The 23,928-nt window shown below is 71.7% G+C and carries 24 protein-coding genes; 13 read left to right on the top strand and 11 right to left on the bottom strand.

Going from position 1 to position 23,928, the window contains the following annotated elements:
* Positions 1-6: 6 nt before the first annotated feature.
* From hrpB to OG992_RS10270, 3 genes are read right to left on the bottom strand one after another with little or no spacing between them, the layout of a single operon-like run.
* The gene (hrpB, locus tag OG992_RS10280) at positions 7-2,547 is read right to left on the bottom strand and encodes an ATP-dependent helicase HrpB (protein WP_266303069.1); all 2,541 of its coding nucleotides are present in this window, start codon (positions 2,545-2,547) and stop codon (positions 7-9) included.
* A gap of 28 nt (positions 2,548-2,575) precedes the next feature.
* Positions 2,576-2,776, bottom strand: coding sequence for a DUF397 domain-containing protein (locus tag OG992_RS10275; protein ID WP_112678514.1), 201 nt, complete (start codon positions 2,774-2,776; stop codon positions 2,576-2,578).
* A 41-nt stretch (positions 2,777-2,817) separates the two neighbouring features.
* Positions 2,818-3,642, bottom strand: coding sequence for a helix-turn-helix transcriptional regulator (locus OG992_RS10270; RefSeq protein WP_266305185.1), 825 nt, complete (start codon positions 3,640-3,642; stop codon positions 2,818-2,820).
* Between the two features lie 183 nt (positions 3,643-3,825).
* On the opposite strand from OG992_RS10270, the gene OG992_RS10265 reads away from it, so the two are divergent.
* From OG992_RS10265 to OG992_RS10255, 3 genes are read left to right on the top strand one after another with little or no spacing between them, the layout of a single operon-like run.
* On the top strand, positions 3,826-4,452 hold the full coding sequence (locus OG992_RS10265) for a GPP34 family phosphoprotein (protein ID WP_266303068.1): 627 nt from the start codon (positions 3,826-3,828) through the stop codon (positions 4,450-4,452).
* A 49-nt stretch (positions 4,453-4,501) separates the two neighbouring features.
* Positions 4,502-6,013: an APC family permease gene (locus OG992_RS10260; RefSeq protein ID WP_238682901.1), complete on the top strand. Its 1,512-nt coding sequence runs from the start codon at positions 4,502-4,504 to the stop codon at positions 6,011-6,013.
* Positions 6,010-6,600 (top strand): N-acetyltransferase, encoded by a 591-nt coding sequence (locus tag OG992_RS10255; RefSeq protein ID WP_238682902.1) that lies wholly within the window; start codon positions 6,010-6,012, stop codon positions 6,598-6,600. The genes OG992_RS10260 and OG992_RS10255 overlap by 4 nt, the downstream gene beginning before the upstream one ends.
* Before the next feature lie 116 nt (positions 6,601-6,716).
* Here OG992_RS10255 and OG992_RS10250 read toward each other — a convergent pair whose 3' ends face one another.
* Entirely contained in the window at positions 6,717-7,541 is an 825-nt protein-coding gene (locus tag OG992_RS10250; RefSeq protein WP_266303067.1) for a SigB/SigF/SigG family RNA polymerase sigma factor, read from the bottom strand.
* A 376-nt stretch (positions 7,542-7,917) separates the two neighbouring features.
* On the opposite strand from OG992_RS10250, the gene OG992_RS10245 reads away from it, so the two are divergent.
* Positions 7,918-8,667: a hypothetical protein gene (locus OG992_RS10245; protein ID WP_238682903.1), complete on the top strand. Its 750-nt coding sequence runs from the start codon at positions 7,918-7,920 to the stop codon at positions 8,665-8,667.
* Here the strand turns inward: OG992_RS10245 and OG992_RS10240 are convergent.
* On the bottom strand, positions 8,616-10,205 hold the full coding sequence (locus tag OG992_RS10240) for a phospholipase D-like domain-containing protein (RefSeq protein ID WP_238682904.1): 1,590 nt from the start codon (positions 10,203-10,205) through the stop codon (positions 8,616-8,618). The genes OG992_RS10245 and OG992_RS10240 overlap by 52 nt on opposite strands.
* Before the next feature lie 134 nt (positions 10,206-10,339).
* Between OG992_RS10240 and OG992_RS10235 the strand changes: the two genes are divergently transcribed.
* Positions 10,340-10,468: a hypothetical protein gene (locus tag OG992_RS10235; RefSeq protein WP_256441970.1), complete on the top strand. Its 129-nt coding sequence runs from the start codon at positions 10,340-10,342 to the stop codon at positions 10,466-10,468.
* Positions 10,469-10,532: 64 nt separating this feature from the next.
* Here the strand turns inward: OG992_RS10235 and OG992_RS10230 are convergent, their stop codons facing one another.
* Both OG992_RS10230 and OG992_RS10225 read right to left on the bottom strand, forming a co-directional pair.
* Positions 10,533-11,519: a pirin family protein gene (locus tag OG992_RS10230; protein WP_238682905.1), complete on the bottom strand. Its 987-nt coding sequence runs from the start codon at positions 11,517-11,519 to the stop codon at positions 10,533-10,535.
* Between the two features lie 10 nt (positions 11,520-11,529).
* Positions 11,530-12,012 carry a MarR family winged helix-turn-helix transcriptional regulator gene (locus tag OG992_RS10225; RefSeq protein ID WP_238682906.1) on the bottom strand — a complete coding sequence of 161 codons (483 nt, stop codon included), beginning with the start codon at positions 12,010-12,012 and terminating at the stop codon, positions 11,530-11,532.
* Between the two features lie 156 nt (positions 12,013-12,168).
* Between OG992_RS10225 and OG992_RS10220 the strand changes: the two genes are divergently transcribed.
* Positions 12,169-12,702 (top strand): GNAT family N-acetyltransferase, encoded by a 534-nt coding sequence (locus OG992_RS10220; protein ID WP_238682907.1) that lies wholly within the window; start codon positions 12,169-12,171, stop codon positions 12,700-12,702.
* 61 nt (positions 12,703-12,763) lie between these two features.
* On the opposite strand, the gene OG992_RS10215 is transcribed toward OG992_RS10220, so the two are convergent.
* Complete coding sequence (locus OG992_RS10215; protein WP_238682908.1) at positions 12,764-13,252, bottom strand: FBP domain-containing protein; 489 nt, start codon at positions 13,250-13,252, stop codon at positions 12,764-12,766.
* Positions 13,253-13,312: 60 nt separating this feature from the next.
* Here OG992_RS10215 and OG992_RS10210 point away from each other — a divergent pair, with 60 nt between their 5' ends.
* The 3 genes from OG992_RS10210 (at position 13,313) to OG992_RS10200 (ending at position 14,916) form a co-directional block, all read left to right on the top strand.
* The gene (locus OG992_RS10210; RefSeq protein ID WP_266303066.1) at positions 13,313-13,882 is read left to right on the top strand and encodes a TetR/AcrR family transcriptional regulator; all 570 of its coding nucleotides are present in this window, start codon (positions 13,313-13,315) and stop codon (positions 13,880-13,882) included.
* Positions 13,883-13,915: 33 nt separating this feature from the next.
* Positions 13,916-14,506: a DUF1684 domain-containing protein gene (locus OG992_RS10205; protein WP_266303065.1), complete on the top strand. Its 591-nt coding sequence runs from the start codon at positions 13,916-13,918 to the stop codon at positions 14,504-14,506.
* Between the two features lie 92 nt (positions 14,507-14,598).
* Positions 14,599-14,916, top strand: a complete 318-nt coding sequence (locus OG992_RS10200) for a DUF6506 family protein (RefSeq protein WP_238682911.1) — start codon at positions 14,599-14,601, stop codon at positions 14,914-14,916.
* A gap of 56 nt (positions 14,917-14,972) precedes the next feature.
* Here OG992_RS10200 and OG992_RS10195 read toward each other — a convergent pair whose 3' ends face one another.
* Positions 14,973-15,560 carry a general stress protein gene (locus OG992_RS10195; RefSeq protein ID WP_238682912.1) on the bottom strand — a complete coding sequence of 196 codons (588 nt, stop codon included), beginning with the start codon at positions 15,558-15,560 and terminating at the stop codon, positions 14,973-14,975.
* Between the two features lie 111 nt (positions 15,561-15,671).
* On the opposite strand from OG992_RS10195, the gene OG992_RS10190 reads away from it, so the two are divergent.
* The 3 genes from OG992_RS10190 (at position 15,672) to OG992_RS10180 (ending at position 21,165) form a co-directional block, all read left to right on the top strand.
* Positions 15,672-17,504 carry a glycoside hydrolase family 15 protein gene (locus OG992_RS10190; protein WP_266303064.1) on the top strand — a complete coding sequence of 611 codons (1,833 nt, stop codon included), beginning with the start codon at positions 15,672-15,674 and terminating at the stop codon, positions 17,502-17,504.
* A 153-nt stretch (positions 17,505-17,657) separates the two neighbouring features.
* Positions 17,658-20,534 carry a ricin-type beta-trefoil lectin domain protein gene (locus tag OG992_RS10185; protein ID WP_266303063.1) on the top strand — a complete coding sequence of 959 codons (2,877 nt, stop codon included), beginning with the start codon at positions 17,658-17,660 and terminating at the stop codon, positions 20,532-20,534.
* A 130-nt stretch (positions 20,535-20,664) separates the two neighbouring features.
* Positions 20,665-21,165 (top strand): metallophosphoesterase, encoded by a 501-nt coding sequence (locus tag OG992_RS10180; protein ID WP_266303062.1) that lies wholly within the window; start codon positions 20,665-20,667, stop codon positions 21,163-21,165.
* A gap of 130 nt (positions 21,166-21,295) precedes the next feature.
* On the opposite strand, the gene OG992_RS10175 is transcribed toward OG992_RS10180, so the two are convergent.
* The gene (locus OG992_RS10175; RefSeq protein ID WP_238683025.1) at positions 21,296-21,514 is read right to left on the bottom strand and encodes a DUF3072 domain-containing protein; all 219 of its coding nucleotides are present in this window, start codon (positions 21,512-21,514) and stop codon (positions 21,296-21,298) included.
* Positions 21,515-21,618: 104 nt separating this feature from the next.
* On the opposite strand from OG992_RS10175, the gene OG992_RS10170 reads away from it, so the two are divergent.
* Complete coding sequence (locus OG992_RS10170) at positions 21,619-22,557, top strand: NAD(P)/FAD-dependent oxidoreductase (protein ID WP_238683026.1); 939 nt, start codon at positions 21,619-21,621, stop codon at positions 22,555-22,557.
* A 42-nt stretch (positions 22,558-22,599) separates the two neighbouring features.
* Here OG992_RS10170 and OG992_RS10165 read toward each other — a convergent pair whose 3' ends face one another.
* Complete coding sequence (locus tag OG992_RS10165) at positions 22,600-23,895, bottom strand: sodium:proton antiporter (protein ID WP_266303061.1); 1,296 nt, start codon at positions 23,893-23,895, stop codon at positions 22,600-22,602.
* Between the last annotated feature and the right edge of the window lie 33 nt (positions 23,896-23,928).

The following is a 23,928-nucleotide window of genomic DNA, read 5'->3' as shown; positions in this document are numbered from 1 at the left end:
CGGCGCTCAGCGCCGACGTGGCGTGGCGTGCCGGGTGGGTGTCGCCGTTCCCGGATCCTCCGGCCACGGGTGCCGGGGATAGCGCCCGCGTAGCTCGGAGCGGACCTGCGGATAACCGGTACGCCAGAACGACGCCAGGTCGGCGGTGACCGCCACCGGCCGGCCGGCGGGGGAGAGCAGGTGCAGCAGCACCGGCACCCGACCGTCGGCGATGCGGGGGGCCGCCGGCCAGCCGAACGTCTCCTGGAGCTTCACGGCGAGCACCGGCGCGGCCGGGTCGCCGTAGTCCAGCCGGATCCGAGAACCACTCGGCACCTCGATCCGCTCCGGGGCCAGCTCGTCGAGGCGGGCGGCCTGTGCCCAGGGCAGCAGCCGACGCAGCGCCGACGACACGTCCACTCGCGCCAGGTCGGCCCGGCGTCGCCCGGCGGCCAGCTCCGGGCCCAACCACGTCGGCGCGGCGTCGAGCAACGAGTCGTCCCCGACCTCCGGCCACGGCTCGCCCAGGTGGTGCCGGAGGAACGCGAGCCGCTCGCGCAGCGCCCGCGCCGCCGGTGTCCAGGGCACCAGCCCCAGCCCCTCCTGGCGCAGGCCGCTCAGCAGCGCGGCGGCCACCTCCGCCCGGTCCGGCCGGTCCAGCCGTCGCTGCACCAGCTCGATGGCGCCCAGCCGGGTCACCTCCCGGGCCACCACGTCCCCGTCCGACCAGCCGACCTCGCGGTCGGTTCGCAGCAACGGACCGGCCGCCTCCCGGGCCGTCGCCTCGTCCACCGGGGAGGCCCGGCGGATGCGGGCCGACGGCGCGCCGGGGGTGCGGTCCGCGACCGCCACCGCCAGCCAGTCGGACCCGGTCAGCCCCGAGCCGGCCGCCAGCTCCGCGGCGGTCCCGCCGGTCATCAGGTACGCCGAACCGCCCGGCCGCCGTACCCTGGCCAACCGTTCCGGGTACGCCAGACCGACGAGCAGCCCGGCGGCGAGATCGTCGCTCAGTCCACCCGAGTCGGTGCGGCCGGTGGCGTCAGCGCGGCCCTTCGGCGGGGCGCCGGCAGGCAGCGCGGCCCGCAGCCGGCGTACCTCGGTGCGCCAACGGGCCGTCGCGCCCGCGTCCACGCCGGCGCGCAGCCGACGCCAACCGGCGACCAGATCGTCACCGGGGCCGGCCGCGCTCTCCTCGGCGAGCAGGGCGACCACCTCGGCGGCCCGGTCGGCACCGACCCGGCCGGCCCCGTCGAGCAGCGCCCGGGCCAGCCGTGGGTGCGCCCCGGCGGCCGCGATCGACCGCCCCCGCGCCGTGATCCGACCGTCGGCGTCGACAGCGCCCAGGGTCTCCAGGGTTTCCCGGGCCACTGTCATCGCGGCCGTCGGCGGCGCGTCGGGCAACGCGAGCCCGACGCCGTCCGGTCGGCCCCAGGCGGCCAGCTCCAACGCGAAGCCGGTCAGGTCGGCGGTGGCGATCTCCGGCTCGGCACGAGCGGGCAGTCGCTCGTGGGTCGCCGCCGACCAGCACCGGTAGACGTACCCGGGGGCCTCCCGACCGGCCCGGCCGGCCCGCTGGGTGGCGGCGGCGCGGGAGACCGGCACGGTGACCAGCGCACCCAGCCCGCGAGCCAGGTCGATCCGGGGCACCCGGGACAGCCCGGCGTCCACCACGATCCGCACACCCGGCACTGTCAGACTGGTCTCGGCCAGCGCGGTGGCCAGCACCACCCGCCGCCGGTCCGCGCGACGCAGCGCCGCGTCCTGCTCGGCGCCGCGTTGACGACCGTGCAGCGGCAGCAGCGCGACCACGTCCCGCAGGTCGGCCAGCCGGCCGGTGACCGCCGCGATCTCGCCGGCCCCGGGCAGGAAGACGAGCACGTCGCCGTCGTGCTCGCGCAGCGCCCGCCGGACGGTGGCGGCCACGTGGTCGAGCAGGGCCCGGTCCACCGGCCCGGCCCCGGGCGGGGCGATCGGGCGCGCCGGAGGCATCCAGATCCGCTCCACCGGGTGCAAAGCCGAGTCGGCCCGTACCACAGGGGCCGGGGTGGGCCCGCCCAGCAGCGCGGCGAACCTGTCGGTGTCGGGGGTCGCCGACATCGCCAGCAGCCACAGGTCCGGCCGGAGAGTGGCGCGCGCCTCCACTGTGAAGGCCAGCGCGAGGTCGGCGTCGAGTTGGCGCTCGTGGCACTCGTCGAGCAGCACGGCACCCGTGCCGGGAAGCTCCGGGTCGTGGTGCAGCCGGCGGACCAGCAGGCCGGTGGTGACCACCTCGATCCGGGTGGCCGGGCCGACCCGGCGCTCGCCGCGTACCGCGTAGCCGACCCGCTCACCGACCCGCTCGCCGAGCAGCTCGGCCATGCGCCGGGCGGCGGCACGGGCCGCCACCCGGCGGGGTTGGGCGATCACCACCCGACCGGTCACCCGGTCGGCCACGGCCAGCGGCGCGAGGGTGGTCTTGCCGGTGCCCGGCGGGGCCACCAGCACACCGGCGCCGGCCGCGTCGAGTGCCGCGACAAGCGCCGGCAGCACCGGACGGACCGGCAGGTCAACTGTTACGTCGGAGAGCACGGCCCAGTCTCGCACCGGGACGGGTGCGTCAGGAGCGACGGACCTCGCCGACGCCGAGCACGAACGCCCGCCAGGCCGTCGCGCCGAAGGCGAGCACCGGGCCGGAGCGGTCCTTGCTGTCCCGGACGGCGACCTGACCGTCGACTGTCGCGACCTCCACGCAGTTGCCGTTGCCGCTGCTGCGCGTGCTGGTGCGCCAGTCCGCTCGGGTCAGGTCGTACGCCGTCATCCGCGGTACCTCTCGTCTGCGTCGGCGTGCCGCAGAAGCGGTCACGCAAAGTTACGAGAAGCATGCTCAAGACGGGTCAACGACGCCGTCGGATCGAGCGCCATCCGGCACAGCTCCTCGTGCAGAAGGCTATACCCGAGCACATGATCGGCTTCCTCCAGAGCCAGCCCCATCGTGAGGTTATCCAGGTAAACCACTGACGCGTCGGCGGCATCGGCGAAGTTGAGGATCACGTACGGGGTGCTCATCGCGGGATGTCCGCCAGCGGTGAAGGGAAGTACCTGGATTGTCACGTTGGGTAGCTGCGCGATCCGGCTCATGTGGACCAGTTGTTCGGCCATCACGGCGGCGCCGCCGACCGGGCGCAGGAGCACCGCCTCGTTGAGGATCACCGACAGATCGACCGGGTCCTCGCGGCGCAGCACCTCCTGCCGGCGCAGCCGGGCGGCGATCTTGCGCTCCAGACCGTCCTCGCCGGCGGTGCGCCGGAAGATCTCCCGGGCGTACGCCTCGGTCTGCAACAGCCCGGGCACCGACTCGGCCTCGTACGTGCGCAGCGCCGCCGCCTCGGCCTCCAGCCCGACGTAGAACTCGAACCACTCCGGGAGCACGTCGCTGTAGTTCTGCCACCAGCCGCGCTGCTGTGCTCCCCGGGCGATCTCGATCAGCGCCTCGGCATCCGAACCGGTCACCTGGTACAGCGCGAGAGCCGCTCGGACGTCACGCGGTTTGATGCCGATCTGCGCGGTCTCGATGCGGGAGAGGTTGCTCTTCGACATGTCGAGCTGACGGGCCGCCACATCGAGTGTCATGCCCGCGCGTTCCCGAAGTTGGCGGAGTTCCCGGGCGATGCGGCGTCGCCGCACTGTGGGGCTTGCGGCGGGCCGAATGGCGGGAGTGGCGGTCACCGTCCGAGTCTGCCACGACAAGATCCGCAGGTCGCATATGCACGGAGTGCAACTTTCGAATCTGGGAGTTGCGTTGCAGTAGCTGTCGGTGCATCCTTTCCCGGTCGCGATCACTGTGGACACACCTGTGCGGGAGGACCGTTGCTCATCGCCGACGAGTTCTTCCTGATCGCACACAACGACAGTCGCGGCAAGGCCAAGCTGCACCCGGCGGCGACCGGGCTGGGGCTGGCCGGCGGGCTCCTCGGTGAGCTGATCCTCTATGGACATATCACCGTCACGGCCGGGCACATCACCGTCATCGACCGGCGTCCGCCGGCCGATGCCCTGGCGCACACGGTGCTGGACCAGTTGGTCGGTGAGTCCCAGCACCGGGAGCTGCGCACCTGGCTGAGCTTCCTGGCGCAGAGCGCCACGACCTCGGTGGGGGAGCGGTTGGCCCGCGCCGGGGTGCTGCGCCGCCAGGAGAGTCGCCGGCTGCTGCGTACCTCGGTCAGTTACCTGCCGATCGACCTCAACGCGGTGGCCTGGCCGGCCACCCGGCTGCGGGCCCTGCTGGACCGGCCGGACCCGCCGGGCGTGCCGGACGCCCTGCTGCTCGGCCTGGTCGTGGCCGCGGGACTGACCCGCGAGGTGCTGTGGAGCGCCGGCCCCCGCGCGCACCACCGGCTGAACGTCCTCATCCCCGCGCTGCCGGCGCCACTCAAGGAACTCGTCGGGCACACCGAGGCAGCCGTCGGCGCCGCCGTGCTGCGCGGCATTCCCTGATCTCCCTCCGGTAACCCCCAACCCTCCCCTCGTCAATCGGAGTAGTCGTATGCCCCCGACATCGACAGTCGACCGACCCAGCAACGTCTCCGAAGCCCTGGCCCGAGGCCGCCTCGGCATCCCCTCGGTGATCTTCTTCGTCCTCTCCGCCGCCGCGCCGCTGACAGTGGTGGCCGGCGTCGTCACCACCGGCTACGGCGTCATCGGGGTGACCGGCATCCCGCTGGCCTTCCTGCTGATCGCCGCGGTGCTCGCGCTCTTCTCGGTGGGTTACGTGGCGATGTCCCGTCGGGTGGAGAACGCCGGCGCCTTCTACGCCTACATCTCCCGTGGCCTCGGCCGACCGGCCGGCGTGGGCGCCGCCTGGGTGGCGCTGATCGCGTACAACGCGTTGCAGGTCGGGCTGTACGGCACCATCGGCGTGGCGGCCGAGCCGGTGCTCGACCGGCTCTTCGGCGGGCACCCGCACTGGGCGGTAGTGGCCCTGGTGGCGTGGGCGTTGGTCGGCCTGCTCGGCCTGCTCCGGGTCGACCTCAACGGCATGGTCCTGGCCGCGCTGCTGGTCGCCGAGATCGTGGTGGTCCTCGTCTTCGACCTGGGACAGCTCGGCAACCCGGCCGACGGCGGGGTCAGCTTCGCCCCGTTCTCGCCGGACAACCTCTTCGTGCCGGGTGTCGGCGCGGTGCTGGTGCTCGCCGTCCTCGGCTTCGTCGGCTTCGAGTCGGCGGTGGTCTTCAGCGAGGAGAGCAAGGACCCGAAGCGGACGGTGCCGTTGGCCACCTACCTCTCGGTGGCGATCATCGCCGGGCTGTACGCGCTGTCGTCCTGGACCATGACCGTCGCTGTCGGGCAGGACCAGATCGTCGCCGAGGCCGGCGAACAGAGCGTCGGGCTCATCTTCAACCTGGCCGCCGCGCACCTCGGCGACACCGCGGTCACCATCGGGCAGGTGCTCTTCCTGACCTCGGTGCTCGCCGCGATGATCTCGTTCCACAACACCACGGCCCGTTACACCTTCGCGCTCGGTCGGGAGCGGGTGCTGCCGGCGGTGTTCGGGCAGACCTCGGCCCGTACCGGGGCGCCGCGGGCCGCCTCGGTGGCGCAGAGCGTCCTCGGGCTGCTGGTCATCCTGCTGTACGCGATCAACGGCTGGGATCCGGTGGTCCAGCTCTTCTTCTGGGTCGGCACCACCGGCGGCTTCGGTGTCCTGCTGCTGATCGCCACCACCTCGGTGGCGGTGATCGCCTACTTCGCCCGCTCCGCCGGGGGCGAGAACCTCTGGCGACGGGCCATCGCGCCCGGCCTGGCCACCATCGCGCTCTTCGTGATCATCTGGTTGGCCGTGTCGAACTTCGCCAACCTGCTCGGCGTCGCGCCGGACTCGACGCTGCGCTGGGCGCTGCCCGCCGCGTACCCGGTGGCCGCCCTGCTGGGCATCGGCTGGGCCCTGCTGCTGCGCAGCAACCGCCCGGACACGTACGCCCGGATCGGCCTGGGTGCGGCGAGCGCCGCGGCCGCCGTCAAGCCGGAGGCGCCGGCCGCCGTGGAGGTGACCCGATGAGCGTGGTCATCGAGCAACTCGGGCCGGAGGAGACCACCCTCGTGGCGGGTCGGATCGCCGAGGCGTTCACCGTCCTGGAGGTGACGTACTGGCTGGTCCCCGACCCGAGCAAGCGGGAGGCGGTACTGGCCGGCGACTTCGAGATCCTGGTCGGGCACGCGATGCGGCACGGCATCGTCCACGCCACAGCCGACCGGACCTCGGTCGCGGTCTGGTTTCCGTCGGTCGGTGAGCCGGCGCCGCCGCCGGCGGACTACGACGCCCGACTGGCCGCAGCCTGCGGCGAGTGGACCGACCGGTTCCAGCACCTCGACGAGCTGTTCGCGGCGAACCACCCGCATCCGGATCACCACCACCTCGCGTTCCTGGCGACCCGGCCGGACCGGCAGGGGCAGGGCTTGGGGAGCGCGCTGATGCGCCACCACCACGCCTGGCTGGACGCCAACGGGATGCCGGCGTACCTGGAGGCGAGCAGCCCGCGCAGTCGGGACCTGTACGCGAAGCACGGCTACCTGGCCGGCGAGCCGTTCCGGGTGCCCGACGGGACGCCGTTCTGGCCGATGTGGCGCGAGCCGGTCGGGCACTGAGCCGGTCGGTAGACGCGACCAGCACGTCCTGTGGTCGCACTGTCACGCTCGCGTGACAGCACTGACAAAAGCGGAGGGCCGGGTCCAATGGACCCGGCCCTCCGCTCGTCACCTAATCAGTACGTGCCGTCGAGCTGGCCGCGCAGCTTGGTCAGCGCCCGGGTCAGCAGCCGCGATACGTGCATCTGCGAGACACCGATCTGGTCGGCGATCTGCGACTGGGTCAGGTTGCCGTAGAAGCGCAGCGTGAGGATCTTCTGCTCGCGCTCGTCGAGGGTGGCCAGCGCCGGGCCGAGGGCCACGCGCAGCTCAGCCAGCTCGAACTCGCTGTCCTCGCCGCCGAGCATGTCGCCCAGCTCGGTGGCGCGCTCGCCGTCGCCGGTCGGGGTGGACAGCGACACCGCGTTGTACGCGCGGGCGCCTTCCAGGCCCTCCAGCACCTCTTCCTCGGTGAGCTTGAGGTGCGCGGCGATGTCGGCGACCGTCGGCGAGCGGCCGAGGGTCTGCAGGAGCGAGCTGTTGGCGTCGGAGATGGCCAGCCGCAGCTCCTGGAGCCGGCGGGGCACCCGGATGTCCCAGGTGCGGTCCCGGAAGTGCCGCTTGAGCTCGCCGATGATGGTGGGGATCGCGTAACCGGCGAAGTCGACACCGCGCTCGGGGTCGAACTTGTCGATGGCCTTGATCAGACCGATAGCGGCGGTCTGCGCCAGGTCGTCGTTCGGCTCGCCGCGCCCGCTGTAGCGGTGGGCCAGGTGGTTGGCGAGCGGAAGCCAGGCCTCGATCGCCCGGTCCCGCAGAGCGGCGCGCGACGGGTGGTTGGCGGGCAGCGCCGCCATCGCGTTGAGCAGGTCGGCGGCGCTGTCGGTGAGAGCGCGCGGGTCGAGCTTGGTGGTGGCCTTGACGGCGGTGCTCGGCTGCTCGGTGATCGTTGGCGCGGTCATGGGTGGTCCTCCCTGCACCTCGTCCGCTGACTAAAAAGACGTGACGCTTTGGTTTAGCTTCCAATAGGCCGTTCGGGAGTCACCTTAACCTGATCGTCTCCCGGAAATCTAGCCGAAAGGTTGATGTACTTAAGGTGTGTTCGACCATAAAACGGGCATATGGCGCGGAAGTTGGGGTGACTGTGAGGATCCTTACCCGTTGTTCACGCCGCAGCCGCTGCCCAATCGGCCGGCCGCTCCGGCTGATCGGCCCACGGCTCGCGTCGACTGGTCAACAGGAAATCCGACAAGTCGCCAGGAGTGTCGACTATCCGTCCTTGTCCCGCTGGTGGGACCGGCCGTAGCGTCGCGTGTACACACCCGGTTCGGAGGCACCGTGCTCGATCCAGCCGCTCCCCAGCTTGTCGTGAACAGCCGCACCCTCTACTTCAGCTGGCTGCCGGCGGATCCCGACGCGGTCGCCGCGCTGGTCCCGCCGGGGCTCTGCCCCCGTCCCGACCGGCAGGTCTTCCTGAATCAGTACATCGTCGACGACGAGACGCAGACCTCCGGCTTCGGCGCGTACTCACTGACCTACCTCGGCGTCTCGCTGCTGGGCGTCGACGCGCCGGGCGGCCTCAACGCCGGTGGTTGGTGGACCCACTACGTGGCCTCCAGCCGGCGGGTCCGTGAATACGCCGTCGCTCGCGGCGCCCCGGTGCTCGCCGGGCGCACCCGGATCGACGTCAACGGCGAGGACCTGCTCTCCGAGACGGAGATCGACGGCACGCCGTTGGTCCGGGCCCGGTGTCGGGTGGGGGAGACCGGTCACGTCATCAGCAGTGGGCACCACCGATACTTCACCCGGCGCGACGGCCAGCTGCTCAGCTCGGCCTACCCGTTCGTCGCCGAGCCGGTCGCCCCGTTCGAGATCGAGTCGGTGGAGTTCCTCCAGCCCGGCCACCCGATGTACGCGCTGCGCCCGGCCAACCCGCTGACCATCGGCTTCGGCTACTACTCACCGCGCTCGTCGTTCGCCTACCCCGGCGGGCTGAACGTGTACGCGGTCGCCGCGTCGGACCCGGCCCGACCGCATCACCAGGTGCCGGCCAGCCTCGCCCGCAGCGGCCTGCCGTCCGGGTCGTAGACCAGCCGGTACATCGGCAGCGCCCAGGCCCGGGTGTACCACGGCAGCCGCTCGGGGCGGTGCGGGCGCAGCCGCCCGGGCGGCCGTTCTCCCACCTGGCCGTCGTCGTACCACTGCTGTAGCGCGTCGGCGGCGGCCGTGACGGCCGCGACGGCGTCCGCCGGGTCCAACAGGTCGGCGTCGTCCGTGCCGTCCGGGTCGCGGTCCAGGTGCTCGCGCCACAGCCGCAGTCGCAGGTCCCTGGCGAAGCTTCGCGCGCCGTCGCCCCGCCCGGCGGGGTCGGTGGGCTCCCGCTGGTCCGGGGTGTCGTCGAGCACGGCGCAGGACAACTCGCTGTCGTGCGTCCAGGACCGCCGGTTGAAGTTGTCGCTGCCCACGCTGGCCCACACGTCGTCGACCACGCAGACCTTCGCGTGCACGTAGACCGGGTCGCCGGCGTGGTTCTCCACGTCGAACACGTGCACCCGGTCCGGTGCGGCCCGCTCGCACAGCGACAGCGCCTGCTCGCGCCCGACCATGTTCGGCGGCAACGCCAGCTTGCCGTCCACGTCCGGGTGGCGGGGGACGACGGCGATCAGGTGCAGGTCCGGGTTGTCCCGCAGAGCGTGCGCGAAGAGGTCCGCGACCTCGGCCGACCAGAGGTACTGGTCCTCCAGGTAGATGAGCCGGCGGGCCCGGCGTACCGCCTTGGTGTAACCCCGGGCCACGGTCCGCTCCCCGTCCGGTGCGAACGAGTAGCGCGGGCGGACGGCGGGGTAGGTGCGCAGCACCTGGATCTGGTGCGGACCGCAGGGCGGCGGATCGGCCGGCTGTTCGGGCAGCGGGTCGGGGCGCAGGTCCGAGCCGCGCAGCCGGTCCCGCAGGTAGGCCATCGGGTTCTCCGAGTCCAGCGGCATCGGGTCGGTCCAGCGTTCCCGAAACAGGGTGTCCAACGCGCCGACCACCGGGCCGCGCACCGCGAGCTGCACGTCGTGCCAGGGCGGATTGGGTCCGTACCGGGGCGACATTTGCACCGGTTGCGGGTCGCCGTGGTGCGCGGCGTCGTCGCGACGGCTGTGACACAGGTCGATCCCACCGGCGAAGGCGATGTCCCGCTCTGGCGCGCCCTGGTGCCGCAGCACCACGAGCTTCTGATGGTGCGAGCCGCCGCGCCGGACCCGTTGGTCCAGCAGCACCTCGCCACCGGCGGCCGAGATCGTCTCGCTGAGGTCGCGGTTCTCGGCCTCGCTGTAGGCCAGGACGTCGAGGTGCGAGCGCCAGATCAACCCTTTGACCACCACGCCGCGCTGAGCGGCCTGGGCGAAGAGCTGGACCACTGTCGGACCGTCCGGGCGCAGTCGCTGGTCCGGGTCACCCCGCCAGTCGGTGAAGAACAGGTGGTCGCCGGGGCCCAGGGCCTCGACCTCGTCGACCAGTCGGTCGAAGTACGCGACACCGTGAATCAACGGCTCGGCGAGGTTTCCCGTGGTCCATACGGGTATGCCAGAGACCGGGTTGGCGCGTTCCTCCGCGGTGAGGAACCAGTCCTGCAACGGCACCGTCCAGCCCCCCTGGAGGTCGGCAACGTCCTCACGGTAGGACCCCGGAAGCGGGTCCGCACGCCAGGCCCCCAGACCGGTGACCTGGCCGACGCCATCGAAAGCGACGCGACAACAGCCGAGGAGGCCACACTATGCCCCGCGACACGACGAATCCCGTGACCGAGAACCGCGAGCCGGCGGTGGAGAGCGAACGGGGTGCGCTGGTAGCGGTGTTGGTGATGGTGATTCTGGGCGTTGCCGGGATCTTTGCGGTCTCCTGAGGCGGCGCCGACGCCCCCGGGGTGAACCGGAGGCGTCGGCGCCGAACTCAGCGGTCGGCGGTGGTCAGGGCCGGGTGCCCTGGCCGCCGGTGTGCGGGAGCCGCTCGGTGGGGATCACGCCGAGGCGGCCGGCCTGGAAGTCCTCGAACGCCTTGAGCAGCTCGTCCCGGGTGTTCATCACGAACGGGCCGTACTGTGCCACCGGCTCCCGGATCGGCTGACCGCCCATGATGTAGAGGTCCAGTGCCGGGGTGTTGCTGTCCTGCGTGGTGTCGGCGCTGAACCGCAGCGCGTCACCCGGGCCGTGCACCGCGAGCTGACCGGTACGCACCGGCCGCCGGTCGGTGCCGACCGTGCCACGACCGCCCAGCACGTACACCAGGGCGTTGAAGTCGGGTCGCCACGGCAGGTCGACCTGCGCGCCCGGCTGCACCGTGACGTGCGTGATGGTGATCGGGGTGAAGGTCGAACCCGGGCCACGGTGCCCGGCGACCTCGCCGGCGATGACCCGGATCAGCGCGCCACCGTCGGGCGTGGTGAGCAGCGCCGACTCCCGACCCCGGATGTCCTGGTAGCGGGGCGGGTTCATCTTGGCCGAGCGGGGCAGGTTGACCCACAGTTGGGTGCCGTGGAAGAGCCCGCCGCTCATCACCAGGTGCTCCGGCGGCGCCTCGATGTGCAACAGGCCGCTGCCCGCCGTCATCCACTGGGTGTCGCCGTCGGTGATGGTGCCGCCACCGCCGTTGGAGTCCTGGTGGTCGAAGACGCCGTCGATGATGTACGTGACGGTCTCGAAGCCGCGGTGCGGGTGCCACGGGGTGCCTTTTGGCTCGCCCGGCGCGTAGTCGACCTCGCCCATCTGGTCGAGGTGGATGAACGGGTCCAGGTCGGTGGTCGACACCCCGGCGAAGGCGCGACGGACCGGGAAGCCCTCACCCTCGAAGCCGCTGGGCGCCGTGGTCACGGTGCGGACCGGGCGGATCGTGGTGGCCTCGTCGAGCTGGGGCAGGCGGGGCAGGACGAGGACGTTGTCGACGGTGATCGCGGGCATGTCGAGGCTCCTAGCGTGAGGCGGGGGTGGTCGAGCTGACCCGCGATGCCCGCAGGCGCTCGCCGAGCCGGTCGAAGACCCGGGTGAGGCAGGCGACCTCGGCATCGTCGAGGTCGTCCATGAGATGGGTACGCACCGACGCCAGATGGTGGGGTGCGGCTTCCCGCAGGGCGAGCAGCCCGGCGGCGGTGAGCACCGCCTCGCTGCCGCGCCTGTCGTCCGGGCAGGGCTCCTTGCTGACCAGGCCACGACGCTGCATGGAGGAGACCTGGTAGGTGAGGCGGCTGGGCGAGAAGATCAACCGGCCGGCCAGCTCGCCCATCCGTAGCCGCTGCCCGGGTGCCTCGGAGAGCAGGACCAGCACGTGGTAGTCGGCGAAGCTGAGGTCGCTGTCGACCCGCAGGTCCTCTTCCAACTGGGTGTAGAGACGCTGGCTGGCCTCGATGTAGGCGCGCCAGGCGGCCTCTCGGGTGCTGTCCAGGCTCTCGGTCATGCCCACGACGATAGCACTATTTCAAAATTTAAGTACCGACGTTGAAGGTCGTCTGCGTCACTTCCTGGCGTCCGAGCGGCGGATCGTGCAGCTTTGAAGGAAACCTGCGTTAATCCGGCGGCGCGCAGGTCTTGGGTTGTGCCAGACTCCGGCCTCGTGGAACACGTGGAACTCTCCGCCGCCGACCTGTTGCTGCGCCCCTGGCGGGACGAGGACGCCCCGGCGGTGCGCGACGCCCTCCGGGACCCGGCGATCGCCCAGTGGAACCCGCAGGGCGGCGACCCGATCGACGACGAGGTCGCGCTGCTCTGGGTGCGTCGCCGGGCCGACTGGTCCACCGGTGGTCATGCCTCGATGGCTGTCACCGCGGCGGCCGACGGCAAGCTGCTCGGCTCGGTGTCGCTGCACCGCATCCACGACGGCGACGCGTCCATCGGCTACTGGACGGTGCCCGCGGCGCGGGGCCGTCAGGTGGCGGTGCGCGCTGTCGTCCGGCTCACCGACTGGGCGTTCGCGGATCTCGGGCTGCACCGGGTGGAACTGTGTCACGCGGTCGCCAACCCGGCGTCCTGCCGGGTCGCCGACCGCGCCGGCTATCCGGCCGAGGGGACCCTGCGCGAGTCGTACCGGTACGGCGACGGCCGCCGCTACGACGAGCACCTGCACGCCCGCCTGGCCACCGACCGCTAGCCGGAGGCGGGCCGGAGCCCGAACACGCTCCGGCCCCGGCCGCCCAGGTCGTGTCGAACCGTCACTCGGTGACCTTGCGCAGGAATGCCGCGAGGGCGGTCCTGACGCGGTCGATCCGCTCCGGCAGTGGCAGCGGCTCGGGCGCGGGGGGTCCGGCGTGCTTCTTCCCCCGCAGATACAGCGAGCAGGCCAGGTCGGAGCACAGGTACGTGCCCACGGAGTCGCCCTGCCGTCCGCTCGGACCGGCCTTGGGGGCGGTCATCAACGAGACGCCACCACCGAGGTGCGTGGTCAGGCAGAACGAGCACATGCTGTGCCGCACGCGCCCCGTCTGGTGCGTCGCGGCCCGCAGCACCACCCCGGCCAACGTGCCGTCGGTCTCGGCGACCAGGTAGGCCCGCTGCGGCGCGGAGGGATCCCGCCAGCCGAGGAAGTCGAGGTCGTCCCACTGCCGCATTTCAAGATCGTTCGGTACGGCCAGCCGCTTCGCCTCGCCCTTGCTGCAATTGACGAAGGACGCGCGGATGACGGATTCGGTAAGGACCAACATAGGTAGTAGCCTAGCCCTCCTAGGCAAGCGATTATTATGGCTAGGTTTGGAGTGTGCTGCATGGCACGTGCCGGGGTGACCATCGAGCGCCTGACACTGGCGGCGGCCGAGCTGGCCGACGAGGTGGGCGTGGAGAACGTCACAGTCGCCGCGCTCGCACGCCAGTTCGGGGTGAAGGACGCCAGCCTGTACTTCCACCTCAAGAACGCGCACGACCTGCGGGTCAGGATCGCCCTGCTGGCGCTGGCGGAGCTGGCCGACCGGGTCGCCGCAGCGCTCGCCGGCCGGGCCGGCAAGGACGCGCTGGTGGCCTTCGCCAACGCGTACCGCGACTACGCGCGGGAGCACCCGGGCCGCTACGCCGCCATGCAGATCGACCTCGACCCGGAGACCGCCGCGGCGAGCGCGGGCGTCCGGCACGCCGAGATGACCCGGGCGATCCTGCGCGGCTACCGGCTCTCCGAGCCCGACCAGACCGACGCGGTGCGGATGATGCACAGCACGTTCCACGGGTTCGTGAGCCTGGAGAAGACCGGCGGCTTCCGGCACACGCCGCGCCCCACCGACGACTCCTGGTCCCGCACCCTGGACGCCCTCGACGCCGTCCTCACCACCTGGCCGTCGCGCTGAGCTGCCGCAGCACCGGGGCATAGGCTCGGTGGCGTGGATGATCTGGAGTTGGCCGACTGGCGCGAGCGGGTGGCCCGGCTGTACCTGTCCGACGTCGACCTGGCCGGCTTCCGTGCCGGCCGCGACGAACTCTTCGCCACCCACCCGCAGAGCCCGATCCCCGTGGCGGAGCGGCAGGACTTCGCCGGCGTGCGCTACTTCCCGCCCAACCCGGAGGCCGTGGTCGAGGCGTCCCTGCGACCGGCCAGCGGTGAGCTGCGCATCGACACCGGCGGCCCGGACGGGGTGATCGCGTACCGGCGGGTGGCGGTTGCCGAGACGTCCTGGGGGCCGCTGACCCTGTGGTGGATCGAGGCGTACGGGGGCGGGTTGTTCGTTCCGCTGCGCGACGGCACCTGCGGGCGGGAGAGCTACGGGGGAGGCCGGTACCTCACCGACACGGTGAAGGGCACCTTCGGTCGGGGTGTGCAGCTGCTGCCCGGCGACCGGGTCCGGCTGGACGCCAACTACCTCTACAACCCGAGCTGTGCCTATGACGACCGCTGGGCCTGCCCGCTGGCGCCACCGGAGAACCGGGTCGACGTGCCGCTGCGGGCCGGCGAGCTGGCGTACAAAACCTACTGACCGGCTCGATCCCCGTGCGTCGCGCGGCTTGACCTCAAGTTCCGTTCAACGCCTACGGTCGACGTCACCGATCCGTGCGGGGGAGTGGTCTGATGACTGTCAGCTGGGCGTACATCTACGAGCACCCGGGCAGCGACCCCGTCGCCGACCGGGTCGTGCTGGACCGCGACGGCCAACGCACCTACCTCGTGCCCGTGCCCGACCCGGTGATGGCCCCCACCGTGGCGGTGGACCTGCTGGCCGAGGGGGTCGCGCTGATCGAGCTGTGCGGCGGTTTCGCGCTGGCGGCAGCGGCACGGGTGGCCGAGGCCGTCGGCGGGCGGGTGCCGGTCGGGCACGTCACGTTCGCTGTGGACTCGGTGCGCGGCGCCACCCGGTACGGCGAACTGTTCGAGGCTCAGCCCGACTGAACGACGAAACGGCCGCCCGCCCCGGAGTGCTGCCGGGACGGGCGGTCGGTCGTCGGTCAGCGGGCGTTCGCCGCCGAGGTGGGCATCTGCATCCGACCGAGTAGCTGTCGCGCCTGGTCGGCGAGCTGCGCGTCGACGGTCACCGCGTACTGGCCGGCGCGCAGTGAGCTGGCCGAGGTGAAGTCGCGCTGCCCGCCCGTCATGGCGTGCGCGACCGCGCCGAACACGGCACCCCAGATCGCACCGATGACCAGCCCGACCAGGATCACCGCCAGCCAGTTGCCGACGGTGAAGATGCCGAACAACAGGCCGATGAAGAGCCCGAACCAGGCGCCGGTACCGGCGCCGAGCAGACCGGCTCGACCGGTGGTCATTCGCCCGAGCACCGTTTCCACAAGGGCGAGGTTGGTGCCGACGATGGCGCTGTGCTCCACCGGAAAGCGGTTGTCGGCCAGGTAGTCGACGACCCGCTGCGCGGTCGGATAGTCCGGGTACGAGCCGATCGTCACGGTCGGCGGACCAGCCTCCGGCCCGTGGCCGTCCCCGGCCGGTGTCGACAGGCGGCCGGCCGGCCCGGATGGAAGCAGGTCGCCACCCTGTGTGCCGGACCGCCAGGCGGCGGTCGGCCCCGAAGCTGACGTCATGAGCATCCTCCCTCGTCAGCTCGCCGGGTTCCCGTCCAGGCCGACCGGTAACGCGGTCTCCACCGTCGGACAGGAGGGGAATGGGCGCGGGCTGCCCGGGTAGGCAGTCAGGTGGAGAGCGGACAGATCAGCGACTACGGGTTCCTCGCCGACGGCCGCACCGCGGCGCTGGTGGACGCCTCGGGCTCGGTGAACTGGTGGTGCCCCGGCCGGTTCGACGCCCCGTCGGTGTTCGGGCGGCTGCTCGACGACGGTGCGGGGCACTGGTCGATCCGGCCGGAGGCCGATTTCACTGTCGAACGGACCTACCTGAAGGACACCCTGGTGTTGCGGACCGTCTTCCGCACCGCGCAGGGGGAGGTCGCGCTCACCGACGCGCTCGCCTTCGAGCCCGGCTCGCGAGGTCACGACATCGGGATGCACCCACCGCAGGTGCTGGTCCGTAGCGTGCAGGGACTCTCCGGTGCGGTGCCGATGCGGGTGCACTACCGTCCGCGCTTCGAGTACGGGCGCACCATCGCGTACCTGGTCGAGCGTGAGGACATGCTCGAGGCCATCGCCGGGGCCGCGCGGCTCACCTTCCGCAGCAGCGTGCGGTTGGCGTGCGGCGACGACGGCGATGCCGCAGCGACGTTCACCGTCCGCGCCGGCGCGACCCACAACTTCAGTCTCGGGTACGCCCCGACCTACGACGCCCCACTGCCGGAGGTGCCGGACGCCGACCAGACGATCGCCGACACCGTCGCCGGCTGGCGGTCCTGGGCCGCCGAGCACGAGTACCAGGGCCTCTACGCCGAGGAGGTGCGGCGCAGCGGCCTCATTGTGCAGGGCATGACGTACCGGCCCAGCGGTGCGGTGGTGGCCTCGGTGACCACCTCGCTGCCGGAGAAGCTCGGCGGGGACCGCAACTACGACTACCGCTACGTCTGGGTGCGCGACTTCAGCCACACCCTGCGGGCGCTGTGGCGGTCGGCGTGCTTCGACGAGGTGCGGCGGCAGTTCGCCTGGTTGGGCCGGGCGATGGGCCGAATAGGCGACCAGCCGGTGCCCATCATGTACGGGGTGCTGGGGGAGCGGGACCTCACCGAGCACCGGCTGGACCAGCTCGGCGGTTACCGCGACAGCCCGCCGGTGGTGACCGGCAACGACGCGTGGCGGCAGCGACAGAACGACATCTACGGCGCGGCCATGGACGCCGCCTGGCTGATGCGCGACCAGCTCGAACCGTTCGACCCGGACGTCTACCACCTGCTCCGGGTGCTCGCCGATCAGGCCGAGCAGGACTGGAAACAGCCGGACGCGGGGATGTGGGAGGAGCGTGGAGTGCAACACCACCACGTGTCCTCGAAGGTGGAGTGCTGGGTGGCGCTGGATCGGGCGGTCCGCTTCGGCGACCAGCTCGGCGGGCCGCAGGACCTGGCGCGCTGGACGGCTGCCCGCGACGAGGTGCGCGCGGCGATCCTCGAGCGGGGGTGGAGCGACAGGCTCCAGTCGTACACAGGGATTTTTGATTCCGACGAGCTGGACGCGTCGGTGCTGGTGATGCCGCTGGTGGGATTTGTGCGGGCCGACGACCCTCGGATGCGCTCGACGGTCCGCGCGGTGGAGCGGCGACTGTCACACGACGGCCTGCTGCGGCGCTGGGACGGCGATCCCGCGGGCTTCGTCATCTGTTCGTTCTGGCTGGTGAGTTGCCTGGCGTTGGCCGGCGAGCGGGACCGGGCGCACGAGTTGTTTCGCGATCTGGCTGGTCGGGTCAACGACCTGGGCCTGTACGCCGAGCAGATCGACCAGCTGACCGGGGAGCAGTTGGGCAACTTCCCGCAGGCGTTCTCGCACATCGGCCTCATCAATGCCGCCGGTGTGCTGACCGACGTCGAGCAGGACCCGACGTTGCGCGACTGCGGGATGCCCCCGGCGCACTTCACCCCGGCGCGTCGCTGAGGCTGTACTTTCGTGTAAATCTTGACAACTTTCGATCCGACGACGCGAAGTTCTATCGCCTTCCAGTGAAAGACGTTAATGTCCGGGAAACACCGCGGTGCTCCTCCAGTCGGCGGGAGCGGCACCGAGATCCCCCGGACAGCTGGAGGTCTCGTGTCCCGCAATCTGCGTCGACGGCTCGTCAGCGCCACCACACTGCTCACCGTCCTGGTCGCCCTCTGCCTCGTCCCGCAGGCGAGCGTCCTACCGGCAGCCGCGTCCCCGGTCCAGGCCGCCGCCCTCGCGCCGCCCGCCACGGTCGGTTTCGAGAAGGTAGCCCTCGACGGCGGCCTGTCCATGGGTGAACCGATCGAACTGGCCGTCGCACCCGATGGCAAGGTCTTCTACATCAACCGGGGCACCAGTGCCGCCGGTGGGCAGGTCCGCATCTACAACCCGGCGACCAGGTCCACCACGGTGGCCCTGACCCTGGCGCTGGACGCCCGCTTCGAGGACGGCCTGATCGGCATCACGCTGCACCCGAGCTTCGCGACCAACCGCTGGGTCTACCTCTTCTACTCGCCGAAGGTCACCCCACTGGTCAATCGGATCAGTCGGTTCACCTTCAACCCGTCCACCCTGCTGCTCGACGCGGGCAGCGAGGACGTGCTCATCGAGTGGCCCACCGAACGCGATCTCTGCTGCCACTCGGCCGGCTCGATGAGCTGGGACACCGCCGGCAACCTGTACTTCGCCGTCGGCGACAACACCAACTCCGGCGGCGACTCCGCCGGGATGGCCCCGATCGACGAGCGGACGAACCGCAACGCCCAGTACGACGCCCAGCGCACCTCGGGCAACACCAACGACCTGCGCGGCAAGATCAACCGGATCCACCCGGAGAGCGACGGCAGCTACACCGTCCCCGTCGGCAACCTCTTCGCCGCCGGCACCGCGCGCACCCGCCCGGAGATCTTCGTGATGGGCGTGCGCAACCCGTACCGGATCTGGGTGGACCGCACTGCCAGCAACACCCTCTACTGGGGTGAGGTCGGCCCGGATGCCGGCACCGACCTCGCCAACCGCGGCCCGGCGGCCTACGACGAGTTCAACCGGGCCAACGGGCCCGGCAACTACGGCTGGCCGTACTGTGGCGGCCCCAACGTCGCCTACAACGACTGGGACTTCGCCACCGCCACACCGCGCGGCTGGTTCCCCTGCGGCGGCTCGACCGGACCGGTCAACAACTCACCCCGCAACACTGGCGTCCAGCAGCTTCCGCCGACGAAACCGGCACTGGTCTGGGAGCAGCACGGCGGCAGTGAGGACTGGCCGGCGCTGGACAACCCGGGTGGGTGCGGTTCGCCCAACCACGTCGAGGTTTACCACTACGATCCGAACCTCGTCTCGGACGTGAAGTGGCCGGCCTACTACGACAACAAGTGGCTGATCTCCGAGTACTGCCGCAACTGGATCAAGGAGGTCCAGTTCGACAACGGCAACCCGTCCACCGGGTCGCCGACCGTCATCGAGCCGGTGCTCGCCGGCATGAAACTCGTCCACCCGATCGACTGGCAGTTCGGCCCGGACGGTTCGCTCTACCTGCTGGAATACGGCAGCGGCTACTTCTCCGGCGCTGTCGACGCCGGTCTCTACAAGATCAACTATGTCCAGGGTGGCCGGTCGCCGGCTGCCAAGGCCACAGTCAACCGGGACAACGGCCTGGCCCCCCTCTCGGTGACCTTCTCCAGCGCCGGCAGCTCGGACCCGGACGGCGACCCGCTGACGTACGCGTGGGACTTCACCAACAACGGCAGCACCGACTCGACCGCCGCGAACCCGTCCTTCACGTACTCCGCCAACGGCAGCTACAGCGCCCGGCTCACCGTCAACGACGGCACCGGCCGCAGCGCCACCACAGTGGTGTCGGTGGTGGTCGGCAACAGCCGGCCGACTGTCACGTTGACCGGCCTACCCGCCGGCGGGCTCTTCGACTGGGGGCAGGACCTGGCGGTGGGCGCCACGGCCAGTGACCCGCAGGACGGCACGCCGGCCTGCTCGGCGGTGGTCGTCCGGGCCGCGCTGGGCCACCAGGAGCACGCCCACGAGGAGGGGGAGGGGACCGGCTGCGGCGCGACCTTCAACACCGGCCCGGTGCACGCCGGCCCCGACTCGGTGCTGTTCTTCGTCCTGCGGGGCAGCTACACCGATCGCGGCGCGACCGGCTCGGCCGCGCTCACCGGTGAGCAGGAGATCAGCCTCTACCCGAAACAGTGGCAGGCCGAGCACTTCGTCCAGCTCAACGGCCCCAAGGTGATCGACCAGGCGGCGGCCGAGGGTGGCAAGCGGCTGGGTGACGTCCAGAACGGCGAGAGCGTCCGGCACCACGCGGTGAGCCTCAAGGGGATCACCGGCGTCCGGGCTCGCGTTTCCTCCGGTGGCCCCGGCGGCACCCTCTCCTTCCGGTACGACTCACCGACCGGCACCGAGGTCGCCCGGATCGCGGTGCCGAACACCGGCGGCTGGGACAACTACACCGAACTGAGCGCCACGGTGACCAAGCCCGACGACGGCACCCACGACCTGTACCTGGTCGTCACCGGCGGCAGCGGGGCGTTGCTGGACGTGGACAGCTACACCTTCACCGGCCCGGGCGTCGGCACCGGCGGGGCGCGCACCGGTGAGGTCAAGGCCCTCGGCAAGTGCGCGGACATCGCCTCCAGCCAGACCGCGAACGGCACCAGGGTGCAGACCTGGACCTGCAACGGCACCGCCGCCCAGCGCTGGACCCTGCCCGGCGACGGCACGGTGCGGGGGCTCGCCAAGTGCCTGGACGTGAAGGCGAGCGGCACCACCGACGGCACCCTCGTGCAGCTCTACGACTGCAACGGCAGCGGGGCCCAGCAGTGGGCCGCCCAGTCGGACGGCAGCCTGCGCAACCCCCAGTCCGGTCGTTGCCTGGACATCCCCAACTCGGATCTCACCGACGGTCGGCAACTGCGGATCTGGACCTGCAACGGCACCGGGGCGCAACGCTGGACCCTGCCGTGACCGCCCCCTGACCGGCTCGGCTCCCGTACCCGAGCGTCGATGACGCACGGGGCCGGGCGGCGGAGGCGGAGCCCGGCCGCCCACCCACGTCCCCCGGGTGGGCGGCCGGGACTCGGGGCACAATGCCGGTATGCGGCTGGTGCTCACGGCGGACACCCACGTACCGAAGCGGGCCCGGGACCTACCCGGGCCCCTCTGGGCTGCCATCGAAGCGGCCGACGTGGTGGTGCACGCCGGCGACTGGGTGGACGAGGCGTTGCTCGACGCCATGACAGCGCGGTCGCGCCGACTGATCGGGGTGTACGGCAACAACGACGGCCCGGCGCTGCGCGCCCGGCTGCCGGAGGTGGCCCGGGTGGAGCTGGACGGCCTGCGGATGGCGGTGGTGCACGAGACCGGTCAACGGACCGGCCGGGAAAAGCGGTGCGCGGCCCGCTTTCCCGACGTGGACCTGCTGGTGTTCGGGCATTCGCACATCCCCTGGGACACCGAGGCGCCCGGTGGGCTGCGCCTGCTCAACCCCGGCTCACCCACCGACCGCCGCTCCCAACCCCACGCCACCTACCTCACCGCCGAGGTGCACACCGGCACCCTCACCAAGGTCCACCTACACCACCTACCCCGCCCCTGACCCGCCCAGCCCCGGCCCGCCCCGGCCCGCGGCCCGGCCCCGGCCCCGGCGATCTTGCACTTGCTGTCGTCGAATTGCACCTTGTGTGTCGTTTCGTCGCGACAGAAAGTGCAAGATCGCGCGGAGGGTCCTACTGGCCTCGGCCCGTTTCGGCCTGGAGCTCGTCGATGCGCTTGGACGCCTCGGCCTTGGTCAGGTCGTCCGGGAGGTCGGCATGAGCCTCCCGGGCCAGCGTGCTCAGGTACGACTCCTGGGCGGCGGTCGGCGGCTCGTCCCCGGTGACCCACTCGTCCGGGTCCTTGATCGCGGGGTTCTGGTCGGCCTGCTCAATGCGGCGATCCGTCATCATCATCACCCTTCCTTTCGAACAGGTGTGCCAGTACCCCGATCGTCGGTGGTTCATGCCCGAACGCCGCCACCTACGATCATCTGATGACGGAGGACCGGTCGAGCGTGGTGGTGGTCGGGGCGGGCATCGCCGGGGTGGCCTGTGCGGTCGAGTTGACCCGGGCCGGGGTGCCGGTGCAGGTCCGGGAGCGGGGGCACGTCCGCGGTGGCCGGATGGCCAGCAAACGCTTCCAGGGCCGGCCCGCGGACATCGGCGCCGCCTACTTCACCGCCACCGACCCGGACTTCGCCGCGCTGGTCGAGCAGTGGCGTGCCGCCGGGCTGGTCCGCGAATGGACCGACACCTTCCAGGCGTACGACCGGAGTGGGAACCACGAGGTGCCCGGGCCGATGCGCTTCGCCGCCCCCGGTGGGCTGCGCTCGTTGGTCGAGCACCTGGCCGACGCGGTACCGGTGACCGTCGACAGGCTGGTGCTCACAGTGGAACCCGGCCCGGTCGTCGACGGGCAGCCGTGTGCGGCGGTCGCCCTGGCCATGCCGGGTCCGCAGGCCGCCCTACTGCTCGACCCGGCCCTGACCGACGCCACCCGGGTCGTGCAGGCGCAACGCTGGTCGCCGTCGCTGGCCGCGGTACTGCGCTTCCCGACCCGGCGCTGGCCGGACTTCCGGGGCGCGTTCGTCAACGAGCACCCGGTCCTCAACCTCGTCTGCGACGACGGCGACCGGCGCGGTGACGGCGCGCCGGTGCTGGTCGCGCACACCGTGCCGGAGTTCGCGGCCGGGCACCTGGCCCAACCCACCGGGGCCGGCCCGGCGATCGAGCAGGCCGTCCGGGACCTGCTCGGGCTGCCCGAGCAGGCCGTCGACGTGCACGTGCACCGCTGGACGTACGCGAAGCCGACCACCGACGCCGGCGGCGCCACCCACCACCTCGACGCCGACGGAATCGGCCTGGCCGGCGACGCGTTCGGCAAGCCCCGGGTGCAGAGCGCCTGGCGCTCCGGCCGGGACCTGGGCCGTGCGCTGGCCGCCCGCCTGGCCTGAGTCACCCACTCAGGCATGCCCGCTCGGCCCGGGGCCACCCGCTCAGGTGTGACCGGCGGCCGCGACGGGGCGGGCGTCGGCGTCGCGCTCGGCCGGGTCGGAGGTCCGCTCTCCCTCCCGGTCCAGCAGTTGCATGACCGGGGTCGCCGTGATGCCGTGCACCACGACGGAGACGAGCACCACCAGCCCGACGGTCGCCCAGAGCAGCTCGGCCTGCGGGAAGTCGGCCTTGGTGGTGGCGTACGCGAGGTAGTAGAACGAGCCGACGCCACGAATGCCGAACAAGGAGATGACCCAGTGCTCGGCCGGGCGTCCGGGAGCGCCACGCAACGACAACCAGCCGATCAGCGGCCGCACCAGGAACACCAGCGCCAGCCCGACGGCGGCCGCCGGCCAGGTCAGCGGGCTCAGCAGGCCACCCACTATCGCGCCGCCCAGCAGCAGCAACAGCACCAGGGTGAGCAGCCGTTCGACCTGCTCGGCGAAGTCGTGCAGCACCGAGTGGAACTCGTGGGTCCGTTCGGCGGCCCGAATGGCCCGGGCGGCCACGAACACCGCCAGGAAGCCGTACCCGCCGACCACCTCCACCAGCCCGTACGCCAGGAACGTGGCAGCCAGCGCCAGGAAGCCCTCGGCGTGCCGGGCCAGCCGCAGCTCGCTGGGCGCGCGGAAGAACAGCTTGCCGAGCAGCCAGCCGATGAGCAGGCCACCGCCGACGCCGATGCTGATCTTCCAGAGGACGTCCACCGTGAACCACTCGGCCAACCAGTCGCTCGGGGCGAGGCTGGTCGAGGCGATGGCGATGGCCGCGTAGACGAACGGGAACGCCAGCCCGTCGTTCAGGCCGGCCTCGGAGGTCAACGCGAACCGGACCTCGTCCTCGGAATCCTCCACGTCGGTCGGCTCACCGACCTGCACGTCGGCGGCGAGCACCGGGTCGGTGGGTGCCAGCGCGGCGCCCAACAACAGCGCGGCGGCCGGCACCAGCCCCGCCCACCACCAGCCGAGCAGGGCCACCGACGCGATGCACAGGGGCATCGCGATCGCCAGCAGCCGCCAGGTGGACGACCACCGCCGCCAACTCAACGGCCGGTCGATCTTCAACCCGGCACCCATCAGCGCGACGATCACCCCGATCTCGGTGAGGTGGGTGGTCAGCTCCGGGTGGGCCAGGGGGTCCGGCGACGGCAGCCCGACCGGCAGCAGGAACACCAGCATGCCGAGGGCGAGGAAGGCGATGGGCATGGACAGCGGGCGCCTATCCAGCACCCGCGGCAGGATGCCCGCGAGCAGGGCGCCCAGGCCCACCAGCGCGAACGCCACATCTACCGGCTCCACGGCACCACCTTTCCGGCCGCACCCGCGAGGTGC

Source organism: Micromonospora sp. NBC_00362 (assembly GCF_026342155.1).
GTDB lineage: Bacteria > Actinomycetota > Actinomycetes > Mycobacteriales > Micromonosporaceae > Micromonospora > Micromonospora hortensis.
The sequence above is the reverse complement of the archived record's forward strand: the minus strand, read 5'-3'. Positions and strand labels throughout refer to the sequence as shown.

Bases quoted from the DNA above. Each gene is read 5' to 3' on its own strand.
- OG992_RS10275 (WP_112678514.1), bottom strand. From the start codon at position 2,776: ATGACGGCGTACGACCTGACCCGAGCGGACTGGCGCACCAGCACGCGC.
- OG992_RS10260 (WP_238682901.1), top strand. From the start codon at position 4,502: ATGCCCCCGACATCGACAGTCGACCGACCCAGCAACGTCTCCGAAGCC.
- OG992_RS10255 (WP_238682902.1), top strand. From the start codon at position 6,010: ATGAGCGTGGTCATCGAGCAACTCGGGCCGGAGGAGACCACCCTCGTG.
- OG992_RS10250 (WP_266303067.1), bottom strand. From the start codon at position 7,541: ATGACCGCGCCAACGATCACCGAGCAGCCGAGCACCGCCGTCAAGGCC.
- OG992_RS10235 (WP_256441970.1), top strand. From the start codon at position 10,340: ATGCCCCGCGACACGACGAATCCCGTGACCGAGAACCGCGAGCCGGCG.
- OG992_RS10230 (WP_238682905.1), bottom strand. From the start codon at position 11,519: ATGCCCGCGATCACCGTCGACAACGTCCTCGTCCTGCCCCGCCTGCCC.
- OG992_RS10225 (WP_238682906.1), bottom strand. From the start codon at position 12,012: ATGACCGAGAGCCTGGACAGCACCCGAGAGGCCGCCTGGCGCGCCTAC.
- OG992_RS10215 (WP_238682908.1), bottom strand. From the start codon at position 13,252: ATGTTGGTCCTTACCGAATCCGTCATCCGCGCGTCCTTCGTCAATTGC.
- OG992_RS10210 (WP_266303066.1), top strand. From the start codon at position 13,313: ATGGCACGTGCCGGGGTGACCATCGAGCGCCTGACACTGGCGGCGGCC.
- OG992_RS10200 (WP_238682911.1), top strand. From the start codon at position 14,599: ATGACTGTCAGCTGGGCGTACATCTACGAGCACCCGGGCAGCGACCCC.
- OG992_RS10195 (WP_238682912.1), bottom strand. From the start codon at position 15,560: ATGACGTCAGCTTCGGGGCCGACCGCCGCCTGGCGGTCCGGCACACAG.
- OG992_RS10180 (WP_266303062.1), top strand. From the start codon at position 20,665: ATGCGGCTGGTGCTCACGGCGGACACCCACGTACCGAAGCGGGCCCGG.
- OG992_RS10175 (WP_238683025.1), bottom strand. From the start codon at position 21,514: ATGATGACGGATCGCCGCATTGAGCAGGCCGACCAGAACCCCGCGATC.